Source organism: Leptothoe sp. ISB3NOV94-8A (genome assembly GCF_043421595.1).
GTDB lineage: Bacteria > Cyanobacteriota > Cyanobacteriia > Phormidesmidales > Phormidesmidaceae > Leptothoe > Leptothoe turfae.
Genome location: NZ_JAXSQW010000001.1, coordinates 4,036,255 through 4,060,889 on the forward strand (window position 1 = coordinate 4,036,255; position 24,635 = coordinate 4,060,889).

The window sequence follows — 24,635 nt, forward strand, 5'->3', positions numbered from 1 at the left end:
TCCCCCACCGCTAACCAAGCTATTTTCCTATACAAAGTCTTGACTAAGAACTGCTTTTTCTCTTGACCTAATTATGTTTAATCTATTTTTTCGAAATCGGCAGTTACTGTTTTTGACGCTAACATTAGTTATTGTCTGGGGTCTGTCTGCATTCTTATCATTACCCCGGTTGGAAGATCCTGAAATTGTTCAGCGGTCATCGACGGTGACTACCTTTTTCCCAGGGGCTAGTGCAGAACGAGTAGAGTCTTTAGTAACTGACAAAATTGAGGAAGAGCTGTCTGATATTGAAGAGGTTGAGGAGATTAGTTCGTCTTCTGGTCCTGGCATATCGGTAGTTACAGTGGAGCTGAAGGATACGGTGTCTGCTGTGGAGCCAGTATGGGCACGGGTGCGGAGTCAGATTGACGATGTGATTCCTGAGCTACCTGCTGAGGCAAGTCGGCCTGAGTATGAGGATCAAGAGGTACAGGCAAGCGCCATGATTGTGGGGCTAACGTGGGAGCTGAATGAGCCAGTTAACTATTCGATTCTGCGTCGGGTGGCAGAGGGCTTGGAAGCTGAATTAAGAAACTTGCCTGGGACGGACAGTGTAGAGCTGTTTGGTGAGCCAGATGAAGAGATTCAGGTGGAAATTAGTCAGGCTGATTTGCTGAAGTTAGGCATTAGTGCCCAGAGTTTATCACAACAGATTAGGGCTAGCGATGCGAAGATTTCTACTGGAGAGCTGCGAAGTGATGCTACTGAACTCTTGTTTGAGGTGGACAGTTCTCTGGATTCGCTGGATCGGATTCGAGAAATTCCAATTCAGGTAGGGGCAGAGGGGCAGATTGCTCAGCTAGGAGATATTGCTCAGGTAACCAAAGGAGTAAAAACTCCAGTCTCTGACCTGGCATTGATCGGTGGTCAACCCGCGGTTGTAGTGGCAGCCACTGTTGAGTCTGACTACCGTGTAGACCAATGGGCACAGCAGGCCAGAAAAGTTCTCAAAATGTTTGAAGCTAATCTGTCAGATGGTCTTGGCATCAACATTGTGCTGGATCAAAGTCGGTATGTGCAACAGCGATTGAATGGGGTAATTGGCAACCTGATTGTTAGTTCTCTTTTAGTGATTGGCATCTCCCTGGTGGTGCTGGGATGGCGCTCAGCTCTGATTGTTGGCATGGCGCTACCGCTCTCTACACTGATGGTATTTGGCAGTATGAACGTGCTGGGCATTCCGCTACACCAGATGTCTGTTACAGGGTTAATTATTGCCCTGGGCTTGCTGATTGACAATGCCATTGTGGTGGTGGATGAGGTGCGGGTACACTTGCAAAGTGGCAGCCATCCTGCGATCGCGGTGGGTGAAACAGTGAAGCACCTGACAGTTCCGTTGCTGGCATCCACACTGACTACAGTGCTGGCATTTGTTCCCATTGCCACCTCTCCTGGTGGTACAGGAGAGTTTATTGGCACGATTGGCAGCACTGTAATTTTAGCGCTACTGAGTTCGTTAACTCTTTCACTAACTGTAATTGCAGCCTTAGCCGGCTTAGTCTATCGTTGGCGACCGTTACGTTCTCACTCTCAACATTGGAGTATTGGTGGCTTCTCTAATCAAACTCTCTCACGTATCTATGAGGGAAGTTTACGAGCTGTCTTTCGTCGACCTATTTTAGGTGTATTGATAGCCATGGTGCTGCCTATGGTGGGATTTGTACAGTTTGCCAGTTTACCACAACAGTTTTTTCCACCAACAAATCGTGACCAGTTTCAAATTGAAGTGGAACGTCCGGCATCTAGCGCGATCGCAACCACCCGCAATCAAACCTTAGCCATTCGTGAACTAATCCAACAACATCCGGCAGTTAACGATATCCATTGGTTTCTAGGCCAAAACGCCCCGTCTTTTTTCTATAACGTCATTGGCAGTCGTCGTAATGCAGCTGAGTATGCCCAGGGGATTGTGCAGTTGGAGTCAACAGACAATCTACGAGAAACCATTCAAACTCTACAAACTGAGTTAGATACTGCCTTTCCAGATGCTCAAATCCTGGTTAAACAGCTGGAGCAGGGACCGCCCTTTGATGCGCCGCTTGAGGTAAGTCTCTATGGACCTAATTTGGAACAGTTGAGGACACTGGGAAATCAGCTGCGGCTAATATTGTCTCAGCTGAATGAGGTTACCCATACTCGGGCCACGTTGACAGAGCTATCGCCAAAGCTAGCATTGGAGGTGGATGAGGCAGCGGCGAAACGAGTGGGATTGGATAATGGTGCGATCGCATCCCAACTCAGTACTCTTCTAGATGGTCAGCTAGGCGGTTCTATTCTAGAAGACACAGAAGATATTCCTGTACGCGTACAGCTACCGGAGCCGGAGCGCGGTGACTTAGCAAGCATTACCTCTGTTGATTTACTCAGTGCTACTGGGACAACAGTTCCCTTTTCTGCCGTGGCATCGGTTAACTTACGTCCAGAACTGAGCACTATCGCTCGACGGGATGGACAGCGGGTGAATACGGTACAGGCATTTATTACGGCGGGGTCTTTGCCCAGCACTGTTTTGGCTGAGTTTCAACAGGCATTGACAGAGCAGGGCTTTGAGCTACCAACGGGGTATCGTCTCAGCTATGGAGGGGAGGCTGATGCCAGAGGATCTGCCGTTGGTAATCTGTTGTCAACGGTGGGAGTTTTGGTGGTATTGATGACAGCGACACTGGTATTGTCCTTTAATTCCTTTGCATTGGCCGGGTTGCTGGCAGTTGTTGCAGTGGCGGCAGTGGGTTTAGCAGCAATGGCCTTGTGGTTGTTTAACTCACTATTCGGCTTTACTGCCATTCTTGGTACGCTGGGTCTAATTGGTCTAGCGATTAATGACTCGATTGTGGTGTTGGCAGCATTGCGAAATGATCCCCTGGCACGAAAGGGAGATGCAGGCGCAACGCGACAGGTGGTGATGAGGGCAACGCGGCACGTAGTGGCGACGACGGTTACAACGATTATTGGGTTTACGCCGCTATTGCTCGATTCGACTGGGTTTTGGCCACCGTTGGCGATTGCGATCGCTGGGGGTCTAGGGGGGGCAACACTGTTGGCGTTGTATTTTATCCCGTCAGCTCATTTGTTAATTCATCGACCTAGGAAAACATTGGTTAAGGTTACAACGAGCTAAAAGGACAACAAGAATAAAACTTTGAATACAAGAGTGTCTGAGCTAGATCTCCCCTTGATAAGGCAGGATATCGAACATCTTTTCGAGATGTGCATATACGATAGCCCGCAGGTTGGGTTGAAACATGAAACCCAACACCCCATCCAACACCTATCCCCCTCCCCTAAGCCCATCCATCGATTTTGGATGCAAAGTCCAACGATATTATGGAGTTAGTAATTGGTGAAACCTTAAGTGATCTTCAAATAACAAGGCTGCTATTACAAAGAAATACTGACTAAAGCCCGTGTGCGAGACTCCATCGTTTGAGTCGATCCCACAGCAGCGTGAACCACCTTACCAACAGCCTCCTCACTAGACTGAGCATATCGATCTGCAAGTGTTTGATTGAACCACCTTTCAACATCAATGGTCAGCTGCTCCAACCATGGAGAGATATTGCCTATGGTTAACTGACGAAGTAAAGGATAAACAACAGTCTCCTGACGATGCTGTCCTAGATGACTATAGCGCGTCTGAAAATAGCGTTCCACATCTAAATCCCATTTCTGTTGAAAACGCATCAGACTTTCCAGGCCCCACGCATCACTCCAACGCAACATAAAACAAGACCAATCAGCCCAATTATTGGGTTTCTGTGGAACATGGGTCACAACTGAGGCAGGTTCACAGAACATGAGCCCACCAACGCGATTCACATTGAGACAAAAATCCATATCTGCCTGAGCCCCCACCAACCTTGGGTCCAAATAGCCAATCTGAGCAAAAATCTCTCGTTTAATCAACAGACAGTTTAACTCTGCAAATTCACAGGCTCGTCTAGACAATTGAGATTTCATAGCTGTTGCTGAACAACCCACAAGAAAGGGTTGTTCATAAAGACAACGACGGGGCTGTCCATCCTGAACATCCATGAAGACCCTGGCCTCACCACCAGCTAGATGAATGCGCTCATGTAAAGGTGTACCCACACAGGTAAGGGGACAAACAACGGCTGCATCCGTCTCTTGGGAACATTGCCAAAGCCTTTCTAACCAACCATTTGAGACATGAATATCATTAGTAATAAAAACTATATAATCTGTCGTAACTTGACTTAGGCCCAGATTCCGGGCTTGATTTGGTGTAAGAAAATGCTCAGAACGTAATAACGTGAAATTATATTTAACTGCTGCTTGGGATAGGTAATTTTTAATCTGTTTGGGTGAACCAGTATCCACATATACAAGTTCAAATGGCATTTTAGTATGCCTGTAGATACTTTCCAGAGTCTGCTGTGTACTACCAAAGCATTCGCGCGGTGAGACGACGATTGTAATCGAAGGCTTTGAGGCTGCTTGGGGTAAAGCATTGGGGTTAAAGCGTTTAGCAGTCATGGAAACCACTCAAAGTTTTCAGGCAAGGACAATAGACAGTAACTGTCAGCAATGACGGGTGGCTCTAAGCGTAGATATAGTTTATTTTTTCTCAGCTTATTTTTTCTCAATGGAGCATGCTTACAGCTAAACTAAAAGCATGGGTAATTCTACTCAAATATTGTAGTGGCAACCATACACATTGCTACCTCACAGACACAGAAAAAAAATAGATAAGAATGGAATGAGGTGTAATTTCTTCTAAGTCATTCAGCTATGGATAGCTGACAGGCTAATCTATCAGCATCCAACATTGAAGCTGACTAGAAGAAGAAATTAAAAGCGTTAACCGGGCTCTAGCTTAGCAAATAGCCTCAGTTATTCAGCCATAAATAGCTAACAGGCTTAACCTATCGGCATTCGAATTAAAGCTTACTGGAAGAAGACAAAAGCGTTAACTGGGCTCTAGCTTAGCAAACAGCCTAGAGGAATGTGGGGGCTTTCCAAGAAACTGTTGCTGCTGCTTTTAGTTAATAATTAGCTCTCATCTTACTCATCTAAATTATTAATTAGTTCTCATCAAGAAAACTCAGTATAAATAGGGTTTTTTATAGCCTGTAGAATAATAGGAACTCAGGATTATAAATAATTTTATATTGATACATATGTAGCTTATGTAAACAAAACTCAATAAAAAACAAATAATGACAATAGATTTTTATCTATTTATCAATGCTATCCATTCTGTCAATGGTAAACCCGACCAAACCATCACCACACACAACGCCTAAACCAAAAACATAGCGGCTGTAGTATGGCATTAAGGTCTAACTCTGTTTTTGAGAGGCAGTTTTTGTCGAACAATCGAATACTCGAACACCACAACCAAGAAAAATCTACCATTGCTGATCTGCGGTATGTTTCAACCCGCCCAATCTAGGTTGCTGGCAAGTTTTACGGGGCGATTCATCGTCTAAATCAGCAACGGCAGAGATCTCAGTTTGCCCCGTACAATTGATGGGCATGATACATCGGAGTAGGGAAGGATGTCGGCTAAACGCTATGTCATCATTGGCACAGGGGCCATTGGCGGTTATTACGGAGCACGATTACAGCAAAGCGGCTGTGATGTGAATTTTCTGTTGCGTAGCGACTATGAGCATGTAAAAAAATACGGCGTATTGGTGGAATCTGTCGATGGTGATATCACACTGCCCCAGGTAAATGCATACAATAGCCCAGCAGATATGCCACCGGTAGATGTTGTTGTTATTGCCTTAAAAACAACACAAAATCATCGCCTTACAGAGCTAATGCCACCGATGCGTGAGGGCGCAGTAATACTCACCTTACAAAATGGCCTAGGCATTGAAGAAGATATTGCCCAACTGGTGTCACCACAACAGATTATGGGAGGCCTTTGTTTTATCTGTTCTAACAAGGTCGGGTCAGGTCACATTCATCACCTGGATTACGGAAAAATTCAGCTCGGAGCCTACAGTGGGAAAAATCAACAGCGAGAACTTACAACCACGATGATGGAAATTGCCGATGACTTCCGTGGAGCAAAGATTCCCATAGATGTCACCGAAGATTTGTTTATGGCCCGTTGGCGCAAGCTAGTGTGGAACGTGCCTTATAACGGATTGTCGGTGGTGTTGGATGCGACCACGAATGAGCTGATGGCAGATGAGGCGGTTAAGGCACAGATCCACGCCCTGATGACGGAGGTGATCACGGCTGCCAACACATGGGTTGACCATCTTTCTAAGCAAACTGCTTCGACTCGCCATATTCCTATAAATTGGGCCGCTGACATGCTGAATGCCACTACAAAAATGAAGCCCTATCGTACCAGCATGAAAATTGATTTTGATGAAGGGCGACCATTGGAGGTGGAGGCGATTTTAGGTAACCCGGTGAGGGCCGCGGCAGAGGTAGGGGTCAAAGTACCGGAGATGGAAAAGCTTTATAAGCAAGTGCGGGCGCTTTCAAATTGAGGCACCCTTTACATAGGTTTACACTAGTAGATAACTGGTAACTTATTCCGAAATCATCACTGTTCCATCCCATGCCCACCGTCATCAAACGCGTATCTCAAGAGCTGTTTGACAGCGTTTCCCAGGAGGCATCAGCGCTGCCTCGTTTACGGAAAAACCACAACTTGCATCAGCTACCGGACTCTGTCCAACGGTTTATCAATGTGTTACAGCCTGGCACCTATGTGCGTCCACACCGACATCTACGGGCTAAAGATAGCAATGGGTTTGAGCTATTTCTGGTGCTTCAGGGTGAGATTGGTTTTTTAATACTGAATGAGCAGGGGCAGGTGATTCAGATTGAGCGCCTATGTGCCCAGGGACCAACCTATGGTTTAGAGCTGGCGGAAGGACAGTACCACTCGCTGATCGCCCTGGCTCCAAATACGGTGATGTTTGAGATTAAGGAAGGGCCTTACGTACCAGCAGCAGATAAGGATTTTATGCAGCAGTTTCCGGCAGAGGGAACCGTTGCGGCACAGCAGCAGGTACAGGCATGGGCTGAGTTGTTTTCGGGTTAGGCCTGTACCGATGGCCCTAGGGTGACCTTGATCCTAGAAAAGATGATTTGCCGTTAATGGAAAGCGCAACCTTGAATCAACTGCTAACACATATGGACCATGGTTTTGATATCGGGGTGACGCTGTTGGAGCGTACCTTGTTTTTTGGACTGTGGGGTGTGCCGCTGATTGTGCTGTGGTTGATGGCAGGGTCGGTGTATCTGACGCTGCGCATGGGGTTTATTAATGTGCGGGGGCTGCGCCATAGCCTGGCGGTACTGCGGGGTGACTATGATGACCCGCATGAGGTTGGGGAGGTGAATCACTTTCAAGCGTTGGCGACGGCGATGTCGGCAACGGTGGGGTTGGGGAATATTGCTGGAGTTGCGATCGCAATCCAACTGGGAGGCCCCGGTGCAGTCCTTTGGATGACCGTAGCAGGACTACTGGGCATGACCACCAAATTTACCGAATGCACCCTGGCCCAAGAATATCGCGTTATCCAAGATGGCCAGGTATTGGGGGGGCCCATGTATTACCTCAGCCAGGGCCTGGCCGAGCGCGGGCTCAAACCCATGGGACAGTTGCTGGCAGCTACCTTCGCCATTCTTTGCATGGTTGGGGCCATCGGCGGTGGCAATATGTTTCAGGCCAACCAGTCGGGGATGGCAGTCGCTGCCCTGGGGAAACACCTACAGTGGAGCTGGCTAAGTGAGCCTAGCGTTTACGGTATCGCTCTCGCCCTGGCCGTTGCTACCGTGATTATTGGCGGCATCCAACGCATTGCCCAAGTAGCCTCAGCCATTGTGCCAACCATGGTAGGGCTTTACCTAACTGCCGCCCTCTGGATCGTGTGCCATCACCTGGGAGATATCCCCAACGCCATGGGTCAAATTTGGCATTCGGCCTGGCATCCAGTTGCCATTGAAGGGGGCATCGTCGGCGTCATGGTACAGGGTCTACAGCGAGGTGTTTTCTCCAATGGTGCAGGTACGGGTGCTGCAGCCATTGCCCACGCCACCACTAAGAATCCTGAACCCGTCCGTGAAGGTATCGTCGCCCTGATAGAACCACTGATCGACACAGTTATTATCTGCAATCTAACCGCCTTAGTCTGCTTGCTAACAGGTGTTTATCAACCTGGCAGCATCGTCAACGGCATTGAGCTCACAACGACTGCCTTTGCCACCGAAGTGCCGATGATGACCTGGGGGCTGGCCATAATTGTTTGCCTATTTAGCTTTTCCACAATTATTTCCTGTTTTTATTATGGCGAAGCCTGTTGGCGCTACTTGTTCGGAGAGCAAGGTCTATTGACCTATAAGCTACTCTATATTTTGGGTAGCTTTTGCGGCACCATCATTGGCCTAGATACTGTGATTCGCTTTAGTGACATCATGGTCTTTGCCCTTGGTATTCCCAATATGCTGGGTCTCCTGCTGCTATCCAACCAGGTAGCCCGTAGCCTAGACAAATACTGGCATACTGAACATTCCTTTCAGTCACCACCCACCACTGACCACTCATCCTCTTCTAATCCCTAACCATCTTGCCCCAATCTACAGCCCTACTTTTTACAAATAGGTGTAACCTATAGGCACTTTTGGTCAGTAGTAAATCTATAGGGCTGTAGTCGGGTAATGGGTAGTGATGTTCTAATTTTGACAGTCTATTTTTTGGTAGTGATTTATGTGCTCTACCAAATGGCACTCTCTGTAGAAAATACCCTGGAAAACAAATTAAAGGTTGACTTAAACCGTGGAGCGTTACTTGCTCAGGTTAACCAACAGCTGCAACAACTCCCCGATACACAGCAAATTACGGCGGAAATCGAAGAGCTGGAGCTTAAAGGATATAAATTACCTCCCCAACTGGCACTAACGGTCACATCTCAAAATAATGCTCAGCAAAAGCGCAAAGTGACCGTCAATGTTGGCCCCATGGGTCGCATGCCTCTGGCCATGTCACTGATGGACCTCAATGTCACTATCCGCAACACAACGAGTGATGCCCAGGTATTTATTGATTGGGACAGAAGCACGGTCAGCTCAGGAACTACACGACGAACACAGCGCGTTGTACGTGCAGGCATCCCCATTAGTGGCGACTTATCTCGATCTCAAGTATTAAGCGTAATTAACCCTGGTGAATCTTTTGTTACCAGAGTCACAGGAGAGAATTGTCTAGGCCTGGATCCAGAGACCCGCAACCTAAGACCGGGCAGACCTTTGATTGAGATGATTGAAGTAGCGGATCTGATAACAGATTTGATTGAGACCCCTGAGGACATCCAGGATCTTCCACCGATGATGGCCTATAGCCTAGGATTGATGATTGGCATCCGCCAGATCACTCACGATCAGACAAACCACACTGCTTATCTGTTGCTGCCGTTTAATTTTCAAGCTGTCTTACTTCCCGATGAAATTGCCTTTCCGCCCCTACGTTGGTTACTTAATCGCCCCCGTCCTGAAAGTGCACGAGACGCCTTAACTACATTACTTTTAGGGCGACCAAAGCTATAAGCCACCCACGATACATTTTTCAAATAAAGAAGCCTCTAGCACTTATTACTAGAGGCTTTGCTATGGGTACGACTGGCAGAATAGCCCCTGATGCTCTCATCCTCCAGGTCTATGACGTAGCCAGTGATTAAAATATTCTGATTTTGGTGGCATTGAGCTAAATTGCTGAGCTTACTGACACTAAGTTACCCATTCTCAACTATCGTCAGGATTAATCCTTTCTCGGCCAATCCGTAATGCTTCATCTAAGAGACGTTCACTCAACTGTATGCAAATGGTTGCGTAAGAGCTCTTAAAGATCTTAAAAAACTCATCCACCACCTGGTCTACAACCTCAGGTGGCAAGTTTTCAGCCTGGATAATTTCTTGAATTCTAGGATCCTCTGGTTCATGCTCAACCATGCGTCCGGCATATTGGATATTCTGTCAATTATTAGTTTGGCTTATTTATCTGACCTAGTCTAGCCTTGTTATATGGTTAAAGCGTATTGATTATGCAGTTGGCTTGCTGAGAAAAGCCACAGTTCATAGAAAAAAGCTGGCCAAACTCCTCATGTAAGACCAACCTGAGAGCTAGCATAGGTCCCTAACATCAAGCATTACCGGAAAACCCCAGCCAGATTTGGAAGATATCTTTGCACCTGATTGCCGCTTGTGGTCAGCCAGTTGTAATTGATTTCCTTAGGAGTCTGATTCGCCATGGGTATTCGTCATATAGGCCATGTGGTAGCCCTAATCCTGCCGCTGTGGATTGCCTGCAGTCTAGCCAAAGCTGAAGCCCCCGCCCCGGCCACACCAGCTACCTCCACACCAGCCGAGCTGCAACAGGTACCACCCAATGGGCTAGAAAGTCTTGATGAGCAAGGCTTCAGATATTTTCAAACCATGGGACCCTTAGAATATGCAACACGTTTAGGTGGTATCCCAGACACACCGACTTGGCGTGTAAGAGTGCGCTTGTATCCGGTTTGGCAAAATTCTGAGTTTCTTTATCACGTAAAGCTCGATCACTACAATCTATCGCCAGCACTTTATCAAGCTTTAGTAGATAGCCATGGGGTAGAGAATGTGGACCCTAGCTTAAACAGCACGACGCCACACCTAGCCATTGGATTGGAATTTTTACCTGTGATGAATATGGCTGCTGACTGGCTACCAGCCGCTACACAAATTGAGCAATCAGCGCTTGATAGGGCTACAACCTGTGGATTAGGACTAGACTGCGCAGCCATAGAAGAGCCCAACAACAGTACTTGGGCAATTGAAACAACTATGGATATGGATATTGCTCCTTGGGATAGTGATAATGAGCCGCTTTACATGCTGGTCAGAGCATTAGCCAAACAAGCAGGTTGGTTGCAAGGGGGCTGGATATTACCCAACGAAATCCCTGAAGGCATTAGTGCTGAACGCCCCTGGGTGGAAGTATTGGTAACCAATTATGCAGGCAATGGCGGTGGCTACCTAGCAACCTGGATTGAGCATGTTGCCGATGACAGCATCCGTTCTATTGTTCATCAGATCTATTACGATGCTGCCTGGATGGATGTAAGTGGTAGCGCCAGCACTGGCTATGTGTGTAGCCGAGGGAGTGATGCAGGTGCAGTCAGAGCGGTCTGTCCATAAAAAGACGATTCACCTAGTGACCACCAGACACCCACCATCTACTCAAGTAGCACAGTACAGACACCTATTTTCATGGACATATGTAACAAAAATCTTAAGTCTAAAAGCGACAGCGGCTAACCAGTACTTTAAAAGCACGCAACATTCCTGAAAGTACGCCTGGCAAGCATTTTAAACAATTACCTGTCTTTGGTTTAGATGATTAAGCAGCTTCATAACACCCTTAACCTTGGGCCTAAATGAACTTTCACATATTTTTACTTCTCAGAATATAAAATAATCCGCAAATCTTAAGATATTATTAAATCAGTGTTTTTTTGAACTCCCCAATCATGCCAGGTTTTATTAGTCATCTGGCAGTTTTTTAAGTAACTCAGTTGAGAGTTTTCGAAAATTCATTTGTATATCGATTGAGAGTCCTGTAGACGATCTTGTTTTTCGGCACAAGTGATCTTGCAAGCTGCTCAGAATCGAGCCATTCGCTAGAACACCGGAATCGATCCAAAAGAATGCCTCGAATATCTCTCTGATCTATTAACTCAGTAGAGGAATCTTTCTGCGATGCTAACTAATAACCCAGCTACCTTTAAAGACTTACCCACTTCCCCTGCAATTCTAGAACAGGGTAGGGTATCTGTCTTTATCGATGCTGCCCATGTTTTTTATGCAGCGTCAACGCTGGGCATTGAGATTGATTACAGCAAATTGATATCACAGCTTGTTCCCAACGGTCAGCTATTACGGGCTTATTTTTACTCTGGCGTAGATCCCAACAACATTAAACAGCAAGGGTTTCTGCTGTGGATGAAGCGCAATGGCTATCGTGTAATTACTAAAGAGATTTCAACAAAAGAGAATTCTGATGCCTCCCAGCGCTCTATTGACTTTTGCGTTGAAATAGCAACGGACATGATCACACAGTCGGCTTTTTGCGACACCGTTGTGCTAGTCAGTGGAGATGGTCGCTTTACTCGCTTACTTAACCACTTTGCCCATTCAAGCACCCGCACAGAGCTGGTTAGCCTGCAGTCCATTACGAGCGAACGCCTGCTTAGTGAAACGGATAGTGCCACTGATTTTGCAAGTTTTAAGGATGCGATCGCAAAGCGGCATGCTAACTACAAACGTGCCAGATTTAGTGCGGCCTAAACATCAGACCTCAACCATAGTTGCATTCCATCAGATTGAAACGCTTATTAAACAATACGAGTTTCCTTATCTCTAAGGAAACTCGTATATCTCTTTAACCTTTAGCAGTTTTATACTTTATAAAAATGATTTCATTTAATAGTGAGCATCTCCGTCTGATTTGGAGCATGGTGGAAACTTATAGCTATATACTGGAAGGCTTAAGTGACGAGGCTATCTGCCTATGGTTATTGAAAAAAATAAAAGATAACATTCATCTGAGCCACGATGAAACTAATGAGATCAGAGCGTACATTCGCAGCCGCAGCCACTTAATTCGTGAAGTTGCTAACAATCAACCCCTTTCTGACAATGTCAGAACAAAACAATTCTCAAATACCCATGGCAGCAAACCCATAGAGCTTCCATACAATAAAGCAATATAGGGCCGTAGGTAGTACAACAAGACTTGCCAAAAATATAACAGTCGCTTTTACCGGCCAATGACGCTGAGAAACCATTGCCTTTGAATTCTAAATCAACAGTAGAGACATACACTTTCAATAAGCAAAGCAGTTAACCGTCTCAGGCACTTACTTAACCTATTGAAAACAAACTGCAAATAGCTGATTAAGGAAAAATGCTAGCTCAAGTCGCTTCAAATCCGACATTGAGAACCTTAAAAACTCTGACTAAGCGCTAGGACCAAACACATTTATCAGAGGTGTGTACATATTTATAACTAATATCCCTCGGACTGTTAAGAGAAGCTGAAGTTCTCTTAACTTTCTGTAATACTTGTAGCAGTAGGAAAATGTATTAAGTTGTTCCGTGTAGCTCTCCCTTCGTTGCCCCCTCCAGAATGAGACAGTTTGATCCGCCACACGGTCCAGGTAGGCTCCAGCAAGACCATGAATCATTTCCTGTCCATCGCATTGGTTTGACTCAGCCCCATGGCGTGTTGATGGCACTAGCGGCATCAGACTTCACCATTACACAGCTCAGTTGTAATACCACTGACTATCTAGGTATCGAGCCCCAAACATTGCTAGGACAGTCATTCCTGGATTTGTTAGAGTCCCCGGTATCAACGCAAGCGGAACTGCTACACCGCTTAGCAAACGCTCCGGAGCGTCCCAGCTATATACCCATTGCTATTTCCACATCAGATGACACCAAATACTTTGATGGTCTGGTGCATCGAATGAATGAAACCATCATTCTAGAACTAGAACCAACCCGTCTATATACGGTCCAGGGTCTGGCGGTTTTACAAAGCAACGCTCAACAGGCTATTGCTCGCTTACGCGGTGTCAACGACTTAACTGCTTTTCTCCAGGCAGCTGCCACTGAAATACAGACATTGACTGGCTATGACCGAGTCATGGTCTATCAGTTTGATGAAGAACAGGCTGGTGCAGTGGTTGCCGAAGTAAAGCCCGCTGAGGCGGTGTCTTACTTAGATCTGCACTATCCCGCCACAGATATCCCGACCTCAGTGCGACAGCTTTATCAAAAGAGCACGGTGCGATTTATCCCCAATCTAACCGCCCCCCCCGTTGAACTCATTTCTACAGAGCTTGAGTCGGGTAAGGCACCATTAGATTTAAGTTATTCCATCCTCAGAGGTGTTGACCCCTGCTGCATTGAATATCATCAAAACATGGCCGTCACTGGATTACTGGTGATTGCCTTAGTCAGTAACAATCAGCTGTGGGGTCTGATTTCATGCCACCACCCCACAGAGAAGTTCCTTCCTTGTACCGTTAGAGCGGTCTGCGAGATATTAGGACAGTTTATTGCCGCTGAACTAACCAGCAAAGTTAACCAAAATGAACTCCACTATCTCAACACCCTCAAGGCAATCCAGGCTGACTTTATCTCATCCATTGCCAGCGCAACAGACTTTAAACAGGCACTGATTCATCCAGAACCAAGGCTATTAGAAGTCCTCCAGGCTCAAGGCGTCGCAGTTTGTCTCGGTGAAGATATTACGCTAATTGGTCATACCCCTGCCACGGAAGATGTGCAGGCATTAATTAACTGGTCTATAGAAACCAAAACCACAGAAATTTTTCACACCAACTGTCTGTCTGAGGAATATCCAGCCGCCATCAATTTTAAGGACATCGCCAGTGGTCTAGTTATTCTCAAAATATCTCAACTCCGGCGTTATCTCATTCTCTGGTTTCGGCCTGAAGTTCTACAAACGGTTAATTGGGCAGGAAATCCACAAGAGTCTATCCATGAAACCGAAGATGGCAGTATTTTTCTCTGTCCCCGCACGTCATTTCAACAATGGCAAGAGACTGTACAAGCCACAGCCCTGCCCTGGAAAGCAGCAGAAATAGACAACGCCCTAGCCTTAAAAAATGCCATCGTTGGCATTGTGCTGAATAAGGCTGATGAACTGGCACAAATCAATCTTGAATTGGAGCGTAGCAATCGGGAACTCGATTCGTTTGCCTATGCAGCTTCCCACGATCTCAAAGAGCCCTTGAGAGGGATTAGCAATTTTTCAAATATCCTTTTAAGACGCCATAGTCAGGCTTTAGGTGACTCTGGTGTCAAGCGATTAGAAACTTTGGTCAAGCTAGCAGAGCGCATGGATGGGTTGATTGATGCTTTGCTTAAATTTTCACGACTAGGGCAAGCTGAATTGAACTCTCAGCCCATCGATCTGAATAAGCTTTTACCAACAGTTATCGATATTTTGCAAGCTGGTCGTGAAGGTAGCGGACCGCTACTCCAGATTCAGATTCCACGACCTTTACCTACAGTCAGGGCTGACCCCGTATTAATTTTGGAAGTTTTTAGCAACCTCCTTAGCAATGCCCTTAAATACACTGATAAGCCCCAGCCCATGATTGAAATTGGCTATTTAGTTGAGCATGAGCAGCAGCTTGACAGTCAAGACAAAATCACCATCGCGCCCAATACATGCGTACTTTACGTTAAAGATGATGGCATTGGCATTCAGGAACGCCATTTTCAAAACATATTTCGGCTATTCAAGCGCCTCCATGAACGTGATAGTTACGGTGGTGGAACAGGGGTGGGATTAACGATTGCGAAGAAAATCATCGAACGCCATGGTGGGCACATTTGGGTGGCATCTAACTATGGTCAAGGGACTACCTTTTACTTCGTGCTAAACTGTGAAGAAAAATAATAAACTCTAACGAAAAATTAAACCTTTCTTAAGTTTATGCCCGACAATAGCACAACGCCTCTATTAGTCATTGAGGATAGCGATGAAGACTTTGAAGTCCTACAGATCTTCATGGAAGATCTGGCTGTTGCCAATCCTATCTATCGCTGCACCACCGGGGATAAAGCTCTAGATTTTTTGTATCGAAACCTGGATCAAGAAGCCCCTGAAAATACAGCACGTCCCTCCATGATTTTGCTGGATCTAAATCTTCCTGGAACCGACGGTAGAGAAGTATTAGAACGGCTAAAGCAAGATGATCAGTTTCGTGAAATTCCGATCGTTATTTTTACAACTAATTCTGATCCAAGGGATATTAAATTTTGCTATAGAAAGGGAGCAAATGGGTATCTAATAAAACCGGTTGGGACAGAAAAATTTGAGAAAGCAATTCAAGCCTTTGTAAACTATTGGTTGCATACAAATACTCCCCCTGATTGGGTTGAATTAACTGGGATAAATTAGGGATATATCAAGCTTAAAAATCAAAGTCAGACAAATGGGTATAGCGGACTGAAAGTCAGATTGCGCATGAATTCACTGCCTTACAAGGTAGGCAATCTTCTAGATGATCAAAGTCTGCACATTTACATTTTGATTAGGGCACTTGCAAACCTTTCTAAAGCAGATTTTAGATCAGCCCCGGACACGTTATTAACTTTTGTATACTGTCTTTTATATTTTATTAACAATTAAAATATGGTGGCACGCTGTTATTTGAGATGCCCCATTATGTTATATGCCTGTAGCTCACACTTTACTCATCGTTGATGATTGCGCAGAGGATAGGGAAGTCTATCGTGAATATCTTTCTTGTGATCCTCACAATACCTATGAGTTTTGCGAAGCTGGTTTAGCCGAGGTGGCTCTAGAACTCTCTTTAAAGCAGCAGTTTGATGTTGTGTTGCTAGATTTCTATATGCCCGATATGACTGGGTTAGAGTTTCTCAGTCAGTTACAAAAACACCAACGCAAAATTCATTCTCCCATCATCATGCTGACAGGTCAGGGGAATGAGGAACTGGCTGTGCAAGCAATGAAGAATGGTGTGCAAGATTATTTAGGGAAGCACCATCTGCAACCAGAGATATTACAACGCACGGTTAGAAGCGTTATTCAACAATCTCATCTCCATGTTGCTCTGCACAAAACCCGTGAGCAGCAACGGCTAATCGCCACTACCGCGTTACGTATTCGGCAATCGCTAGACCTTGAGCAAATTTTGGATACGGCAGTAGCAGAAGTACAGCAGCTGTTGGAATGTGACCATGTGGCAGTTTATCAATGTGACTTGCAGAAGACACCCACCATCAAGGCTGAGTTGGGAACACGCGATCACCCCCCCTCATCTTTCAATGCACCAGCCCAGCTTAATGACCAGAATACTGATAGTCCGCCCAGGCCTAACTATCGAGAACTAAGTGCCCCCATTGTCATCAATTCACCACAGTCACTTCAAAATCAGATTTGGGGATATTTAGTAGCTAATCAACATTCTAAAACAACGGATTGGCAACCTGAAGAACATAATATTCTCAATGAATTAGCGGTACAACTTGCGATCGCAATCCAACAATCTGAACTCCTATCCCAAACCCAGATAGCATTAGCAAAAGCCCAAGAACTGAACCACTTTAAATCCCAAATCTTAGCTACGGTTTCCCACGAATACCGATCTCCTCTGGCAGTTATTCTCGGGGCTGCTTCTACCCTTGACCGCCATAGCGAACGTTTAGATACATCACAGCAGACCCGCTTTCTGAGCATGATTCAGGATAAGGCCAAACACATGACCCGACTTGTGGACAACATGCTGATGATGCATCAGTGTGAGCTTGATCAAGCCCGATTTGAGGCCGCTCCCATGAATATTCTGCAGTTTGTTGCAGATATTGTTGAAGAGCATCGAGAAACAAGCCAAAACCATGAGTTAATTCTGCAAATAACCGGCAAAACCAATGGTTTTTGGGGAGACCAGGGCATGCTACGCATAGCCATCGACAATCTCCTCTCCAATGCCATTAAGTTTTCTCCCGATGGAGGCCGCATCGAAATTCATTTACTGGGAGAACACACCACAATTACGCTCTCCGTCAAAGACTTTGGCATTGGCATTCCCAGTGCCGATCAGCCCCATTTGTTTCAGTCCTTTAGCCGAGCCAGCAACGCTAGCGACATTCAAGGCATTGGCTTAGGGTTGTCGATTACTAAAGCCTGTATTGACCTACATGAGGGCAATCTTGATTTAGAAAGCGAGGAAGGCTGCGGGACTAAAGTGTTTTTCACATTACCCAAACAACCCCAGGCTGCTAAAAATATTTACCAAGGGGATTAAGATCAGGGCAACCCTACCAGACATAGATAAGGCAAGGGCCTGCTCACCACATGTAGACGCCACACTGCAATTAGTCACGATTAATCAAGGGCAACGATGCGAGTAGCTCACCTAAGTTGGCATGCGATACCCCATGCCTCGTACAGTTTCAATCAGGCCACTGCCTAGTTTTTTACGTAGGTAACCGACATAGACATCCACCACGTTAGAACCGGGGGAATAATCATAGCCCCATACCCGATCCAAGAGCTGCTCACGGCTAAGCACTTGCCCCGGATGACTCATAAAGGTTTCTATCAAAGTAAATTCGCGGGCTGATAATTCAATGGCCTTCTCACCCACATGTACCAACCGTGTACGTAGATTTAGCACAATATTCTGGTGTCTAAGGATAAACTTCTTTTCAGGTTTAGAGCTGGCTGCACGCAACCGCGCCCGCACACGAGCTAAGAGTTCCTCAAAGCGAAATGGTTTGGTAACATAGTCATCCGCCCCCGATTCAAAGCCTGTGATCTTATCGGCAATGTCATCACGGGCGGTCAAAATTATAATCGGGCTCTGGCAGCCCTGGCCACGCAACTCGGTCAGGACTGACAAACCATCTTTACCCGGCAGCCCTAAGTCCAACACAATCAGCTCAAATTCGCCATCCAACGCATAGGCAACGGCTTCAAGACCTGTAGTTGCTACTGTCGTTATAAATCCATTGGCCTGTAGCCCCTTATCCAAAAATTCAGCTACTCGCACCTCATCTTCAACAATCAAAATCCGGTTCATTGTTCACATTTCCTTGTTCACAGTTCCTTACGAGGCTATAAGACAGAAATCGGTTGAGACAGATCTATGGGTAAACGCAGAGTAAATACTGAGCCTAAACCAGGCTGACTGGATACCCCCACCTCACCACAGTGGGCTTCAACGATTGCCTGTACAATCGCTAGCCCTAATCCTGACCCCTCTGACTTACGCTGGGTATATTGCACCCGCGCAAAGCGATTAAAGACACGAGATTGTTCTGCCTCAGGAATACCTTCCCCTGTATCTTTAACCCAAAGTTCCACTTGATTGCCAGCTTGACGACACCCAAGCTCAATGGAATCCCCTGGTTGAGTGTGCTGAGCCGCATTGTTCAGTAAATTGAGCAGGGCCCCTGTCAACCGTTGAGAATCAGCAACAATACGTACACGGGTTTTAACAACCAGTTTCCAATCTCGCTCCGCTAAGGTTTGAGCTTTAGTAAAAATGTCCTGACAAAAACTAGCCATATCTAACGTCTCTAAATGAAGAAACTGAGGGTGTTCAGACTTAACAATCAGAATTAGGTCGTTGACCAAACGTCCCATCCGATCCAATTCATCCAGGACTAGATCAACGGTTTCAGCCTGTTCTTCAGGATCATCTCCCATCAGCTCCAAATGCCCCTGTATGATAGTGATCGGGGTGCGTAACTCATGGCCCGCATCATTGATAAAATCACGCTGAGTTCTAAACGATGCCTGCAAGCGGTCCATCATTGAGTTAAATGTCTTTGCTAGCTGGGCGAATTCTCCCGTGCCAGTGACCTGAATACGGCCACTCAAGTCAGTTTCATTGATATTATGAGCCGTCTTGGCCAACTCTTGCACCGGTCGCAACAGTCGACCTGTTGCCACCCAAGCCAGGCACAGTGACAACAGAATTAGGATGCCAGCAACTTCCATAAACACAACTATCCCGGCCAAAGCTTCACCTCTTTCCCCTGCCGAGAGGTGAACAATCACAAACTGGCCCTGTAAAGTACCATCAACTGTTATAGGTTCTACTACATAGAGAGCGTTACCCGCTTCTGGATCCCCTGTATCCTTCTGCCCTTGGGTACTCTCATCAAGTTGAATCCATTTTTCAAATAGCTCTGACTCTGTGTATATCACAGAAGGCAGAGCCGGTGGATTCGACCGATAAACTTTATCCTCTAAAATAGCGATGAGAAAATTATCGTCTTCTGGCAGTGTATTCGTTATGTAGTCATCCAGAGCCTGCTGGAGGGATTCGTAAGATAGATCGGTCGACTGTGCCCATTCAGCATAGACATCATCAAATTCTTCAACCTCTTCCAAAAGATCTTCCTTGACACGTTCGTCAACAGCTCGAAACAGCAATATCCTAAAAATAGGAACAGACAAACAGACAGCCACTAGCATCAAGATCACATAAATCAGAAAGATTCTGGTCCGTGCTTCCTTAAATAAACCGAATAATTTAAAGCGCTGCATCCTACAAACGTATACGGATAATACTTAGTTCAATTGTGAGGGAAAACATCCGTGATTTTCAGTATTTTCTGTGAAAATCATCCAGAACTGCTCAAAAAGTAAGGTTGTCTGTTTAACAAAGCCATCAAAGTTGTGACATTTCAAAAACTGACCACAGTTGATATAAAATTAGCCCTAAGAAGGATATTTCAATATAAAATTCCGTTCATTTTCCTCGATTAAGCGGCGTTTTAAAAAACCTTTGATGAATGCTTAAAAAGATTCAGTTTAGATAGGGAAGTCTTACATAGAGTCAGTTTGCAGGAAACCTAAGTTTTTTAATTAATGTCAGCTTATCATTTTCATATTTTTACCGTTGGTAGCTGAGATAACTCCCCAGCAATTTAAACAGGCTATCGAGCGAATTACTTAATGAAATTTTCATGAGAATTTTCTAACGATCACTTCATTGAGAATTTAATCAGCCTGACGACAGTAGTTTTATCGGTTCAAGAGCAACTACTGGAGAATGATGCCATGCGTGTATCTGTCATTGGGACTGGCTATGTTGGCCTGGTAACTGGAGCCTGTCTAGCACACATCGGTCACGAAGTCGTGTGCGTAGATAACAATGCTGAAAAAGTTGCCATGTTGCAGGCGGGTCAGTCGCCTATTTATGAACCTGGGCTTACCGATATCATGGACTCAGAGCAGCTGTCATTTACGACTGATTTAGCTGCTGGTGTGAGCCATGGCGAGGTGATTTTTATTGCTGTCGGTACACCACCGTTACCCACAGGAGAAAGCGATACTCGCTATGTAGAAGCTGTGGCACGGGGGATTGGTCAGCATATTGGTAACGACTATAAAGTCATTGTCAATAAGTCTACAGTGCCTGTTGGTTCTGGTGATTGGGTATGTCGACTCATTTTAGATGAGTTGGAAGATCGCGACGCTCAGGCCAATTTCGAAGTTGTGAGCAATCCTGAATTTCTGAGGGAAGGATCTGCCGTTTATGACACCTTTAATCCAGATCGGATTGTTTTGGGAGGACATTCTCCCAAGGCCATTGAACGTATGCGACAGCTGTATGCACCCATTATTCACCGACAGTTTGCGGTGGATACCACCTTACCTGCGGTGCCAGTGGTCGTTACCGATCTGGCCTCTGCTGAGACAATTAAATACGCCGCTAACGCCTTTTTAGCTACAAAAATCAGCTTTATCAATGAAATTGCTAATATTTGCGATCGCATCGGTGCTGATGTCACCCAGGTGGCCCAGGGCATTGGCCTCGACAGTCGCATCGGTGGCAAATTTTTACAGGCAGGGATCGGCTGGGGCGGCTCCTGTTTTCCGAAAGACGTATCAGCCCTAATGCACATCGCCCAGGACTACGGGGTAGATACAACTCTATTGGATGCCACCATTGCCACCAATCGGCGTCAGCGACTACAGGTGGTCTATCAGCTCCAAAAAACCCTAAAAATTCTCAAGGGTAAAACCATTGGTCTATTGGGTCTCACCTTTAAGCCCAACACAGACGATCTGCGAGATGCGCCAGCCCTCGACATTATTGTTGAGCTGAAACGGCTAGGTGCCAAAGTAAAGGCCTATGACCCCATTATCGAAGACATCTCTGCCCCCGTCATCCTGGTGGATACACCAACAACATTGGCCTATAACTGCGACGCCCTGGTTCTAGTCACCGACTGGAATGAGTTTCAAAACCTGGACTACAGCGATTTAGCCCGTCGTATGAAACACCCAATTTTGATCGATGGTCGCAATTGTCTTAACCCACAACAGCTGCAACAGTCAGGTTTCTACTACCAAGCGATTGGTCGACCCAGTGCCGGTCAGTTGCTGTGGCCCACTGTTCGCCATTCTGTTCTTGCTGCCTAGGTTCGGATACCCTAAGGAGATCCTGACATGAGATTGATGGTCTATTCCCATGATGCCTTTGGGTTAGGCAACATTCGCCGCATGCTAACAATCTGTGAGTATTTGCTACGAACCTTGCCTAATATTTCCATATTAGTGGTGTCAGGTTCCCCCGCCCTGCACACCCTGAGACTACCTGAAGGTCTAGATTATATTAAATTGCCCTGTCTGGGGCGCAACACCTCCGGTCAGCTAGAGGCCAGATATCTTAAGAGTATGCCAGAGACATTGGTGCGGTTGCGATCTCACCTAATTCTCACCGCTGTAGTACATTTTCAACCGGATGTGCTGCTCATTGACAAAAAACCTCTGGGCCTACGCAATGAACTCAAAGAAACCCTCAACCATCTGAACCGTCATAGCCCCAACACCAAACGAGTATTACTACTCAGAGATATCCTGGATACTCCTGCTGCCACCATTCAACAATGGCAAGTCAACAACTATTACCAGTTAACCCAACAACATTATGACCAAATATGGATTGTAGGCACACCCGAGATTTTCAATCTACCTGATGAGTATAATTTTCCGCTGCCGTTACGGCGCAAAGTTAGATTCTGTGGCTATCTCAGCCGTGGCTGTGGCCGCACATCCCAAACTGTCCTTCGCCAGCAGTTAAAGATTCACCCTCAGGAAAAACTGGTGGTGGTCACCCCTGGTGGTGGTGGCGATGGGCATCAACTGATCCAAACCTATTTGGCAAGTATGGACCAACAACTAAAAGCGGCTCAACCCATCCCCAAAACGGTGATAATTTCAGGTCCAGAGATGCCCACTGAAGAACAGCAACAGCTACAGACTCAAGTGGCCGCTTATCCTCAAATTCGTCTCCTCGAATTTAGCGATGACCTGATTAGCTATCTCAATGCCGCCGACGCCATCGTTGCCATGGCCGGGTACAACACCACCTGCGAGATTCTCTCTTTACGCAAACCTGCCGTTGTTGTACCTCGTACTCGTCCCGTTCAAGAACAGTGGATGCGGGCCAAACGCTTTGCCGATAGCGGCCTTCTATACGCCATTCATCCCCAACAACTCACCCCCCAACAGTTATCCCAAACCTTACATCGGGCACTGACCATCAAACCCCATGCCATCAACAGCTTTCGCCTAGATGGCCTGCCTCGCATCGCCCAGCTCATGCATGATCTCATGGCTTGTGCCGTCCATCCATCCAACCGTGATTTAGCAGAACTATCATGCGCCCTTTAATTGGCTTTTTATTAAAAACCTACCCCAAACTGTCTGAGACTTTTATTCTGAATGAGATTCTAGAGTTAGAAAGGCAAGGCCTTAACCTACACATATTCTCCTTAAGACAACCACCAGAGCGATGTACCCATCCCGGTGTAGCCACCGTCAAAGCACCAATCACCTACCTGCCATCATTGCTGCCGGAGTTTGACCCAGCCCAAGAAAAAAAGCTTCTGGACGCCCATCTCGACTTATTCCACCAGGATGGCAGCACCTATTTAAAGGCCCTAAAGTTTTATATGAGTCGCCCTGAGAAACGACGGTTCCACGAGTTTTTACAAGGCGGCTACTTGGCCTGGAAGCTAAAAACACTAGGCATTACTCACCTCCATGCTCACTTTGCCAATGTGCCCACAGCCACAGCAGAAATTGCCCAGGCATTCACCGGACTCTCCTACAGCATTACGGCCCATGCCAAAGACATTTACTTAAGCAACAATGATGCCCTGAACCGGCGCATGGCCAAAGCGGAATTTGTGCTCACCTGTACCGACTATAACCGTCACTATCTTGAACAGATTTCCACATCTCGCACTCCTATTCACCTGGCTTATCACGGTTTAGATGTAGGCCGCTTTACTCCTGCACCAAAAACTCAAACGTCTGATGTGCCTTTAATCTTGAGTGTTGGTCGTTTTTGTGAGAAAAAGGGTTTTCCCTATTTATTAAAGGCCTGCCATATACTTAAACAGGTAGGACTATCTTTTCGCTGTGTCATTGTTGGCTACGGTCCCCTAGAGAATTCTATTCGACAACAAATTAACGATCTAGAACTCAACAAGCACGTTACCCTAGTCGGCAAACTGACCCAGGACCAGCTAATTGAGTATTACCAACAGGCAGATATGTTTGTGCTCCCTTGCCTGGTCACCGATGACGGTGACCGCGATGGTATTCCTAACGTTCTGTTAGAGGCCATGTCCATGGAATTACCCGTGGTCTCGACTAATATCTCAGGTATTTCTGAGCTGGTGAGATCCAATGCAAATGGTGTGCTGGTGCCGGAAAAGGATGCCCTATCTTTAGCACAGGCTTTGGAGGCTCTTGTGCGACAGCCAGACCTGAGAACAGCTTTAGGCAAAGCCGGACGTCTTACAGTGTTAAATAAGTTTGGCCTGAGTCGCAATGTGGGCGCAGTTAAAGATTGGTTACTACAGGCTATTAAGGAACCCATGAGACCGCAAATTCAAGCCAGTGTATTAGGGGATTTACTCAAGCTAGCTGCTTCCTAAGGTCGTGCCGCATTGAGCAACGTGCCACCCTATACTCTCCCCTCTTAGGAGAGGAGAATCGCGATATTAAAACCACTTCCCAGGAAGAAAATATC

At 46.2% G+C, this 24,635-nt stretch carries 18 protein-coding genes; 14 read left to right on the forward strand and 4 right to left on the reverse strand.

The genetic code is table 11. The annotated features are described in order from the left end of the window. Nucleotides 1-73 precede the first annotated feature (73 nt). On the forward strand, nt 74-3,157 hold the full coding sequence (locus tag SPB21_RS16965) for an efflux RND transporter permease subunit (protein ID WP_499867227.1): 3,084 nt from the start codon (nt 74-76) through the stop codon (nt 3,155-3,157). 260 nt (nt 3,158-3,417) lie between these two features. Here SPB21_RS16965 and SPB21_RS16970 read toward each other — a convergent pair whose 3' ends face one another. Continuing rightward, nucleotides 3,418-4,533 (reverse strand): glycosyltransferase family 2 protein, encoded by a 1,116-nt coding sequence (locus SPB21_RS16970; protein WP_499867229.1) that lies wholly within the window; start codon nt 4,531-4,533, stop codon nt 3,418-3,420. 1,025 nt (nt 4,534-5,558) lie between these two features. Between SPB21_RS16970 and SPB21_RS16975 the strand changes: the two genes are divergently transcribed. The 4 genes from SPB21_RS16975 to SPB21_RS16990 all read left to right on the forward strand — a co-directional run bounded on the left by SPB21_RS16975 (nt 5,559) and on the right by SPB21_RS16990 (nt 9,576). Beyond that, nucleotides 5,559-6,512, forward strand: coding sequence for a putative 2-dehydropantoate 2-reductase (locus SPB21_RS16975; protein ID WP_499867230.1), 954 nt, complete (start codon nt 5,559-5,561; stop codon nt 6,510-6,512). Nucleotides 6,513-6,583: 71 nt separating this feature from the next. Then, nucleotides 6,584-7,072: a WbuC family cupin fold metalloprotein gene (locus SPB21_RS16980; protein ID WP_163703349.1), complete on the forward strand. Its 489-nt coding sequence runs from the start codon at nt 6,584-6,586 to the stop codon at nt 7,070-7,072. A gap of 71 nt (nt 7,073-7,143) precedes the next feature. Beyond that, nucleotides 7,144-8,595 carry an alanine/glycine:cation symporter family protein gene (locus SPB21_RS16985; RefSeq protein WP_499867232.1) on the forward strand — a complete coding sequence of 484 codons (1,452 nt, stop codon included), beginning with the start codon at nt 7,144-7,146 and terminating at the stop codon, nt 8,593-8,595. A gap of 96 nt (nt 8,596-8,691) precedes the next feature. After that, on the forward strand, nt 8,692-9,576 hold the full coding sequence (locus SPB21_RS16990; protein WP_163667975.1) for a hypothetical protein: 885 nt from the start codon (nt 8,692-8,694) through the stop codon (nt 9,574-9,576). Nucleotides 9,577-9,771: 195 nt separating this feature from the next. Here the strand turns inward: SPB21_RS16990 and SPB21_RS16995 are convergent, their stop codons facing one another. Next, nucleotides 9,772-9,978: a hypothetical protein gene (locus tag SPB21_RS16995; protein ID WP_006515584.1), complete on the reverse strand. Its 207-nt coding sequence runs from the start codon at nt 9,976-9,978 to the stop codon at nt 9,772-9,774. A gap of 297 nt (nt 9,979-10,275) precedes the next feature. Between SPB21_RS16995 and SPB21_RS17000 the strand changes: the two genes are divergently transcribed. The 6 genes from SPB21_RS17000 to SPB21_RS17025 all read left to right on the forward strand — a co-directional run bounded on the left by SPB21_RS17000 (nt 10,276) and on the right by SPB21_RS17025 (nt 17,876). After that, nucleotides 10,276-11,202, forward strand: a complete 927-nt coding sequence (locus SPB21_RS17000) for a hypothetical protein (RefSeq protein ID WP_499867234.1) — start codon at nt 10,276-10,278, stop codon at nt 11,200-11,202. A 561-nt stretch (nt 11,203-11,763) separates the two neighbouring features. Next, a complete protein-coding gene (locus tag SPB21_RS17005) occupies nt 11,764-12,351 on the forward strand; it encodes a LabA-like NYN domain-containing protein (RefSeq protein WP_499867235.1) in 588 nt (195 codons plus the stop codon). A gap of 125 nt (nt 12,352-12,476) precedes the next feature. Next, nucleotides 12,477-12,776 (forward strand): hypothetical protein, encoded by a 300-nt coding sequence (locus tag SPB21_RS17010; RefSeq protein ID WP_163703346.1) that lies wholly within the window; start codon nt 12,477-12,479, stop codon nt 12,774-12,776. A gap of 416 nt (nt 12,777-13,192) precedes the next feature. Continuing rightward, nucleotides 13,193-15,502: an ATP-binding protein gene (locus SPB21_RS17015; RefSeq protein ID WP_499867236.1), complete on the forward strand. Its 2,310-nt coding sequence runs from the start codon at nt 13,193-13,195 to the stop codon at nt 15,500-15,502. Nucleotides 15,503-15,538: 36 nt separating this feature from the next. Next, the gene (locus SPB21_RS17020) at nt 15,539-16,006 is read left to right on the forward strand and encodes a response regulator (RefSeq protein WP_163667967.1); all 468 of its coding nucleotides are present in this window, start codon (nt 15,539-15,541) and stop codon (nt 16,004-16,006) included. Between the two features lie 274 nt (nt 16,007-16,280). Next, nucleotides 16,281-17,876 (forward strand): hybrid sensor histidine kinase/response regulator, encoded by a 1,596-nt coding sequence (locus SPB21_RS17025; protein ID WP_499867237.1) that lies wholly within the window; start codon nt 16,281-16,283, stop codon nt 17,874-17,876. Between the two features lie 111 nt (nt 17,877-17,987). On the opposite strand, the gene SPB21_RS17030 is transcribed toward SPB21_RS17025, so the two are convergent. Next, nucleotides 17,988-18,653: a response regulator transcription factor gene (locus SPB21_RS17030; RefSeq protein WP_163667964.1), complete on the reverse strand. Its 666-nt coding sequence runs from the start codon at nt 18,651-18,653 to the stop codon at nt 17,988-17,990. A gap of 35 nt (nt 18,654-18,688) precedes the next feature. Beyond that, nucleotides 18,689-20,128: a sensor histidine kinase gene (locus tag SPB21_RS17035; protein WP_499061656.1), complete on the reverse strand. Its 1,440-nt coding sequence runs from the start codon at nt 20,126-20,128 to the stop codon at nt 18,689-18,691. 516 nt (nt 20,129-20,644) lie between these two features. Here SPB21_RS17035 and SPB21_RS17040 point away from each other — a divergent pair. The 3 genes from SPB21_RS17040 to SPB21_RS17050 are packed head-to-tail and all read left to right on the forward strand — an operon-like array spanning nt 20,645 to nt 24,540. Then, nucleotides 20,645-22,012 (forward strand): UDP-glucose dehydrogenase family protein, encoded by a 1,368-nt coding sequence (locus SPB21_RS17040; RefSeq protein WP_499867238.1) that lies wholly within the window; start codon nt 20,645-20,647, stop codon nt 22,010-22,012. A 27-nt stretch (nt 22,013-22,039) separates the two neighbouring features. Continuing rightward, the gene (locus SPB21_RS17045; protein WP_499867240.1) at nt 22,040-23,266 is read left to right on the forward strand and encodes a glycosyltransferase family protein; all 1,227 of its coding nucleotides are present in this window, start codon (nt 22,040-22,042) and stop codon (nt 23,264-23,266) included. Beyond that, nucleotides 23,254-24,540, forward strand: coding sequence for a glycosyltransferase (locus SPB21_RS17050; protein ID WP_499867241.1), 1,287 nt, complete (start codon nt 23,254-23,256; stop codon nt 24,538-24,540). Before SPB21_RS17045 ends, SPB21_RS17050 begins: the two co-directional genes overlap by 13 nt. Nucleotides 24,541-24,635 lie beyond the last annotated feature (95 nt).

What these genes read in the sequence shown, in the direction of transcription:
- SPB21_RS17020 (WP_163667967.1), top strand. Translation starts at nt 15,539, where the DNA reads ATGCCCGACAATAGCACAACGCCTCTATTAGTCATTGAGGATAGCGAT.
- SPB21_RS17010 (WP_163703346.1), top strand. Translation starts at nt 12,477, where the DNA reads ATGATTTCATTTAATAGTGAGCATCTCCGTCTGATTTGGAGCATGGTG.
- SPB21_RS17030 (WP_163667964.1), bottom strand. Translation starts at nt 18,653, where the DNA reads ATGAACCGGATTTTGATTGTTGAAGATGAGGTGCGAGTAGCTGAATTT.
- SPB21_RS17025 (WP_499867237.1), top strand. Translation starts at nt 16,281, where the DNA reads ATGCCTGTAGCTCACACTTTACTCATCGTTGATGATTGCGCAGAGGAT.
- SPB21_RS16990 (WP_163667975.1), top strand. Translation starts at nt 8,692, where the DNA reads ATGGGTAGTGATGTTCTAATTTTGACAGTCTATTTTTTGGTAGTGATT.
- SPB21_RS17045 (WP_499867240.1), top strand. Translation starts at nt 22,040, where the DNA reads ATGAGATTGATGGTCTATTCCCATGATGCCTTTGGGTTAGGCAACATT.
- SPB21_RS17040 (WP_499867238.1), top strand. Translation starts at nt 20,645, where the DNA reads ATGCGTGTATCTGTCATTGGGACTGGCTATGTTGGCCTGGTAACTGGA.
- SPB21_RS16965 (WP_499867227.1), top strand. Translation starts at nt 74, where the DNA reads ATGTTTAATCTATTTTTTCGAAATCGGCAGTTACTGTTTTTGACGCTA.
- SPB21_RS17035 (WP_499061656.1), bottom strand. Translation starts at nt 20,128, where the DNA reads ATGCAGCGCTTTAAATTATTCGGTTTATTTAAGGAAGCACGGACCAGA.
- SPB21_RS16970 (WP_499867229.1), bottom strand. Translation starts at nt 4,533, where the DNA reads ATGACTGCTAAACGCTTTAACCCCAATGCTTTACCCCAAGCAGCCTCA.
- SPB21_RS16980 (WP_163703349.1), top strand. Translation starts at nt 6,584, where the DNA reads ATGCCCACCGTCATCAAACGCGTATCTCAAGAGCTGTTTGACAGCGTT.
- SPB21_RS17000 (WP_499867234.1), top strand. Translation starts at nt 10,276, where the DNA reads ATGGGTATTCGTCATATAGGCCATGTGGTAGCCCTAATCCTGCCGCTG.
- SPB21_RS16975 (WP_499867230.1), top strand. Translation starts at nt 5,559, where the DNA reads ATGTCGGCTAAACGCTATGTCATCATTGGCACAGGGGCCATTGGCGGT.
- SPB21_RS17015 (WP_499867236.1), top strand. Translation starts at nt 13,193, where the DNA reads ATGAGACAGTTTGATCCGCCACACGGTCCAGGTAGGCTCCAGCAAGAC.
- SPB21_RS16995 (WP_006515584.1), bottom strand. Translation starts at nt 9,978, where the DNA reads ATGGTTGAGCATGAACCAGAGGATCCTAGAATTCAAGAAATTATCCAG.
- SPB21_RS17050 (WP_499867241.1), top strand. Translation starts at nt 23,254, where the DNA reads ATGCGCCCTTTAATTGGCTTTTTATTAAAAACCTACCCCAAACTGTCT.
- SPB21_RS17005 (WP_499867235.1), top strand. Translation starts at nt 11,764, where the DNA reads ATGCTAACTAATAACCCAGCTACCTTTAAAGACTTACCCACTTCCCCT.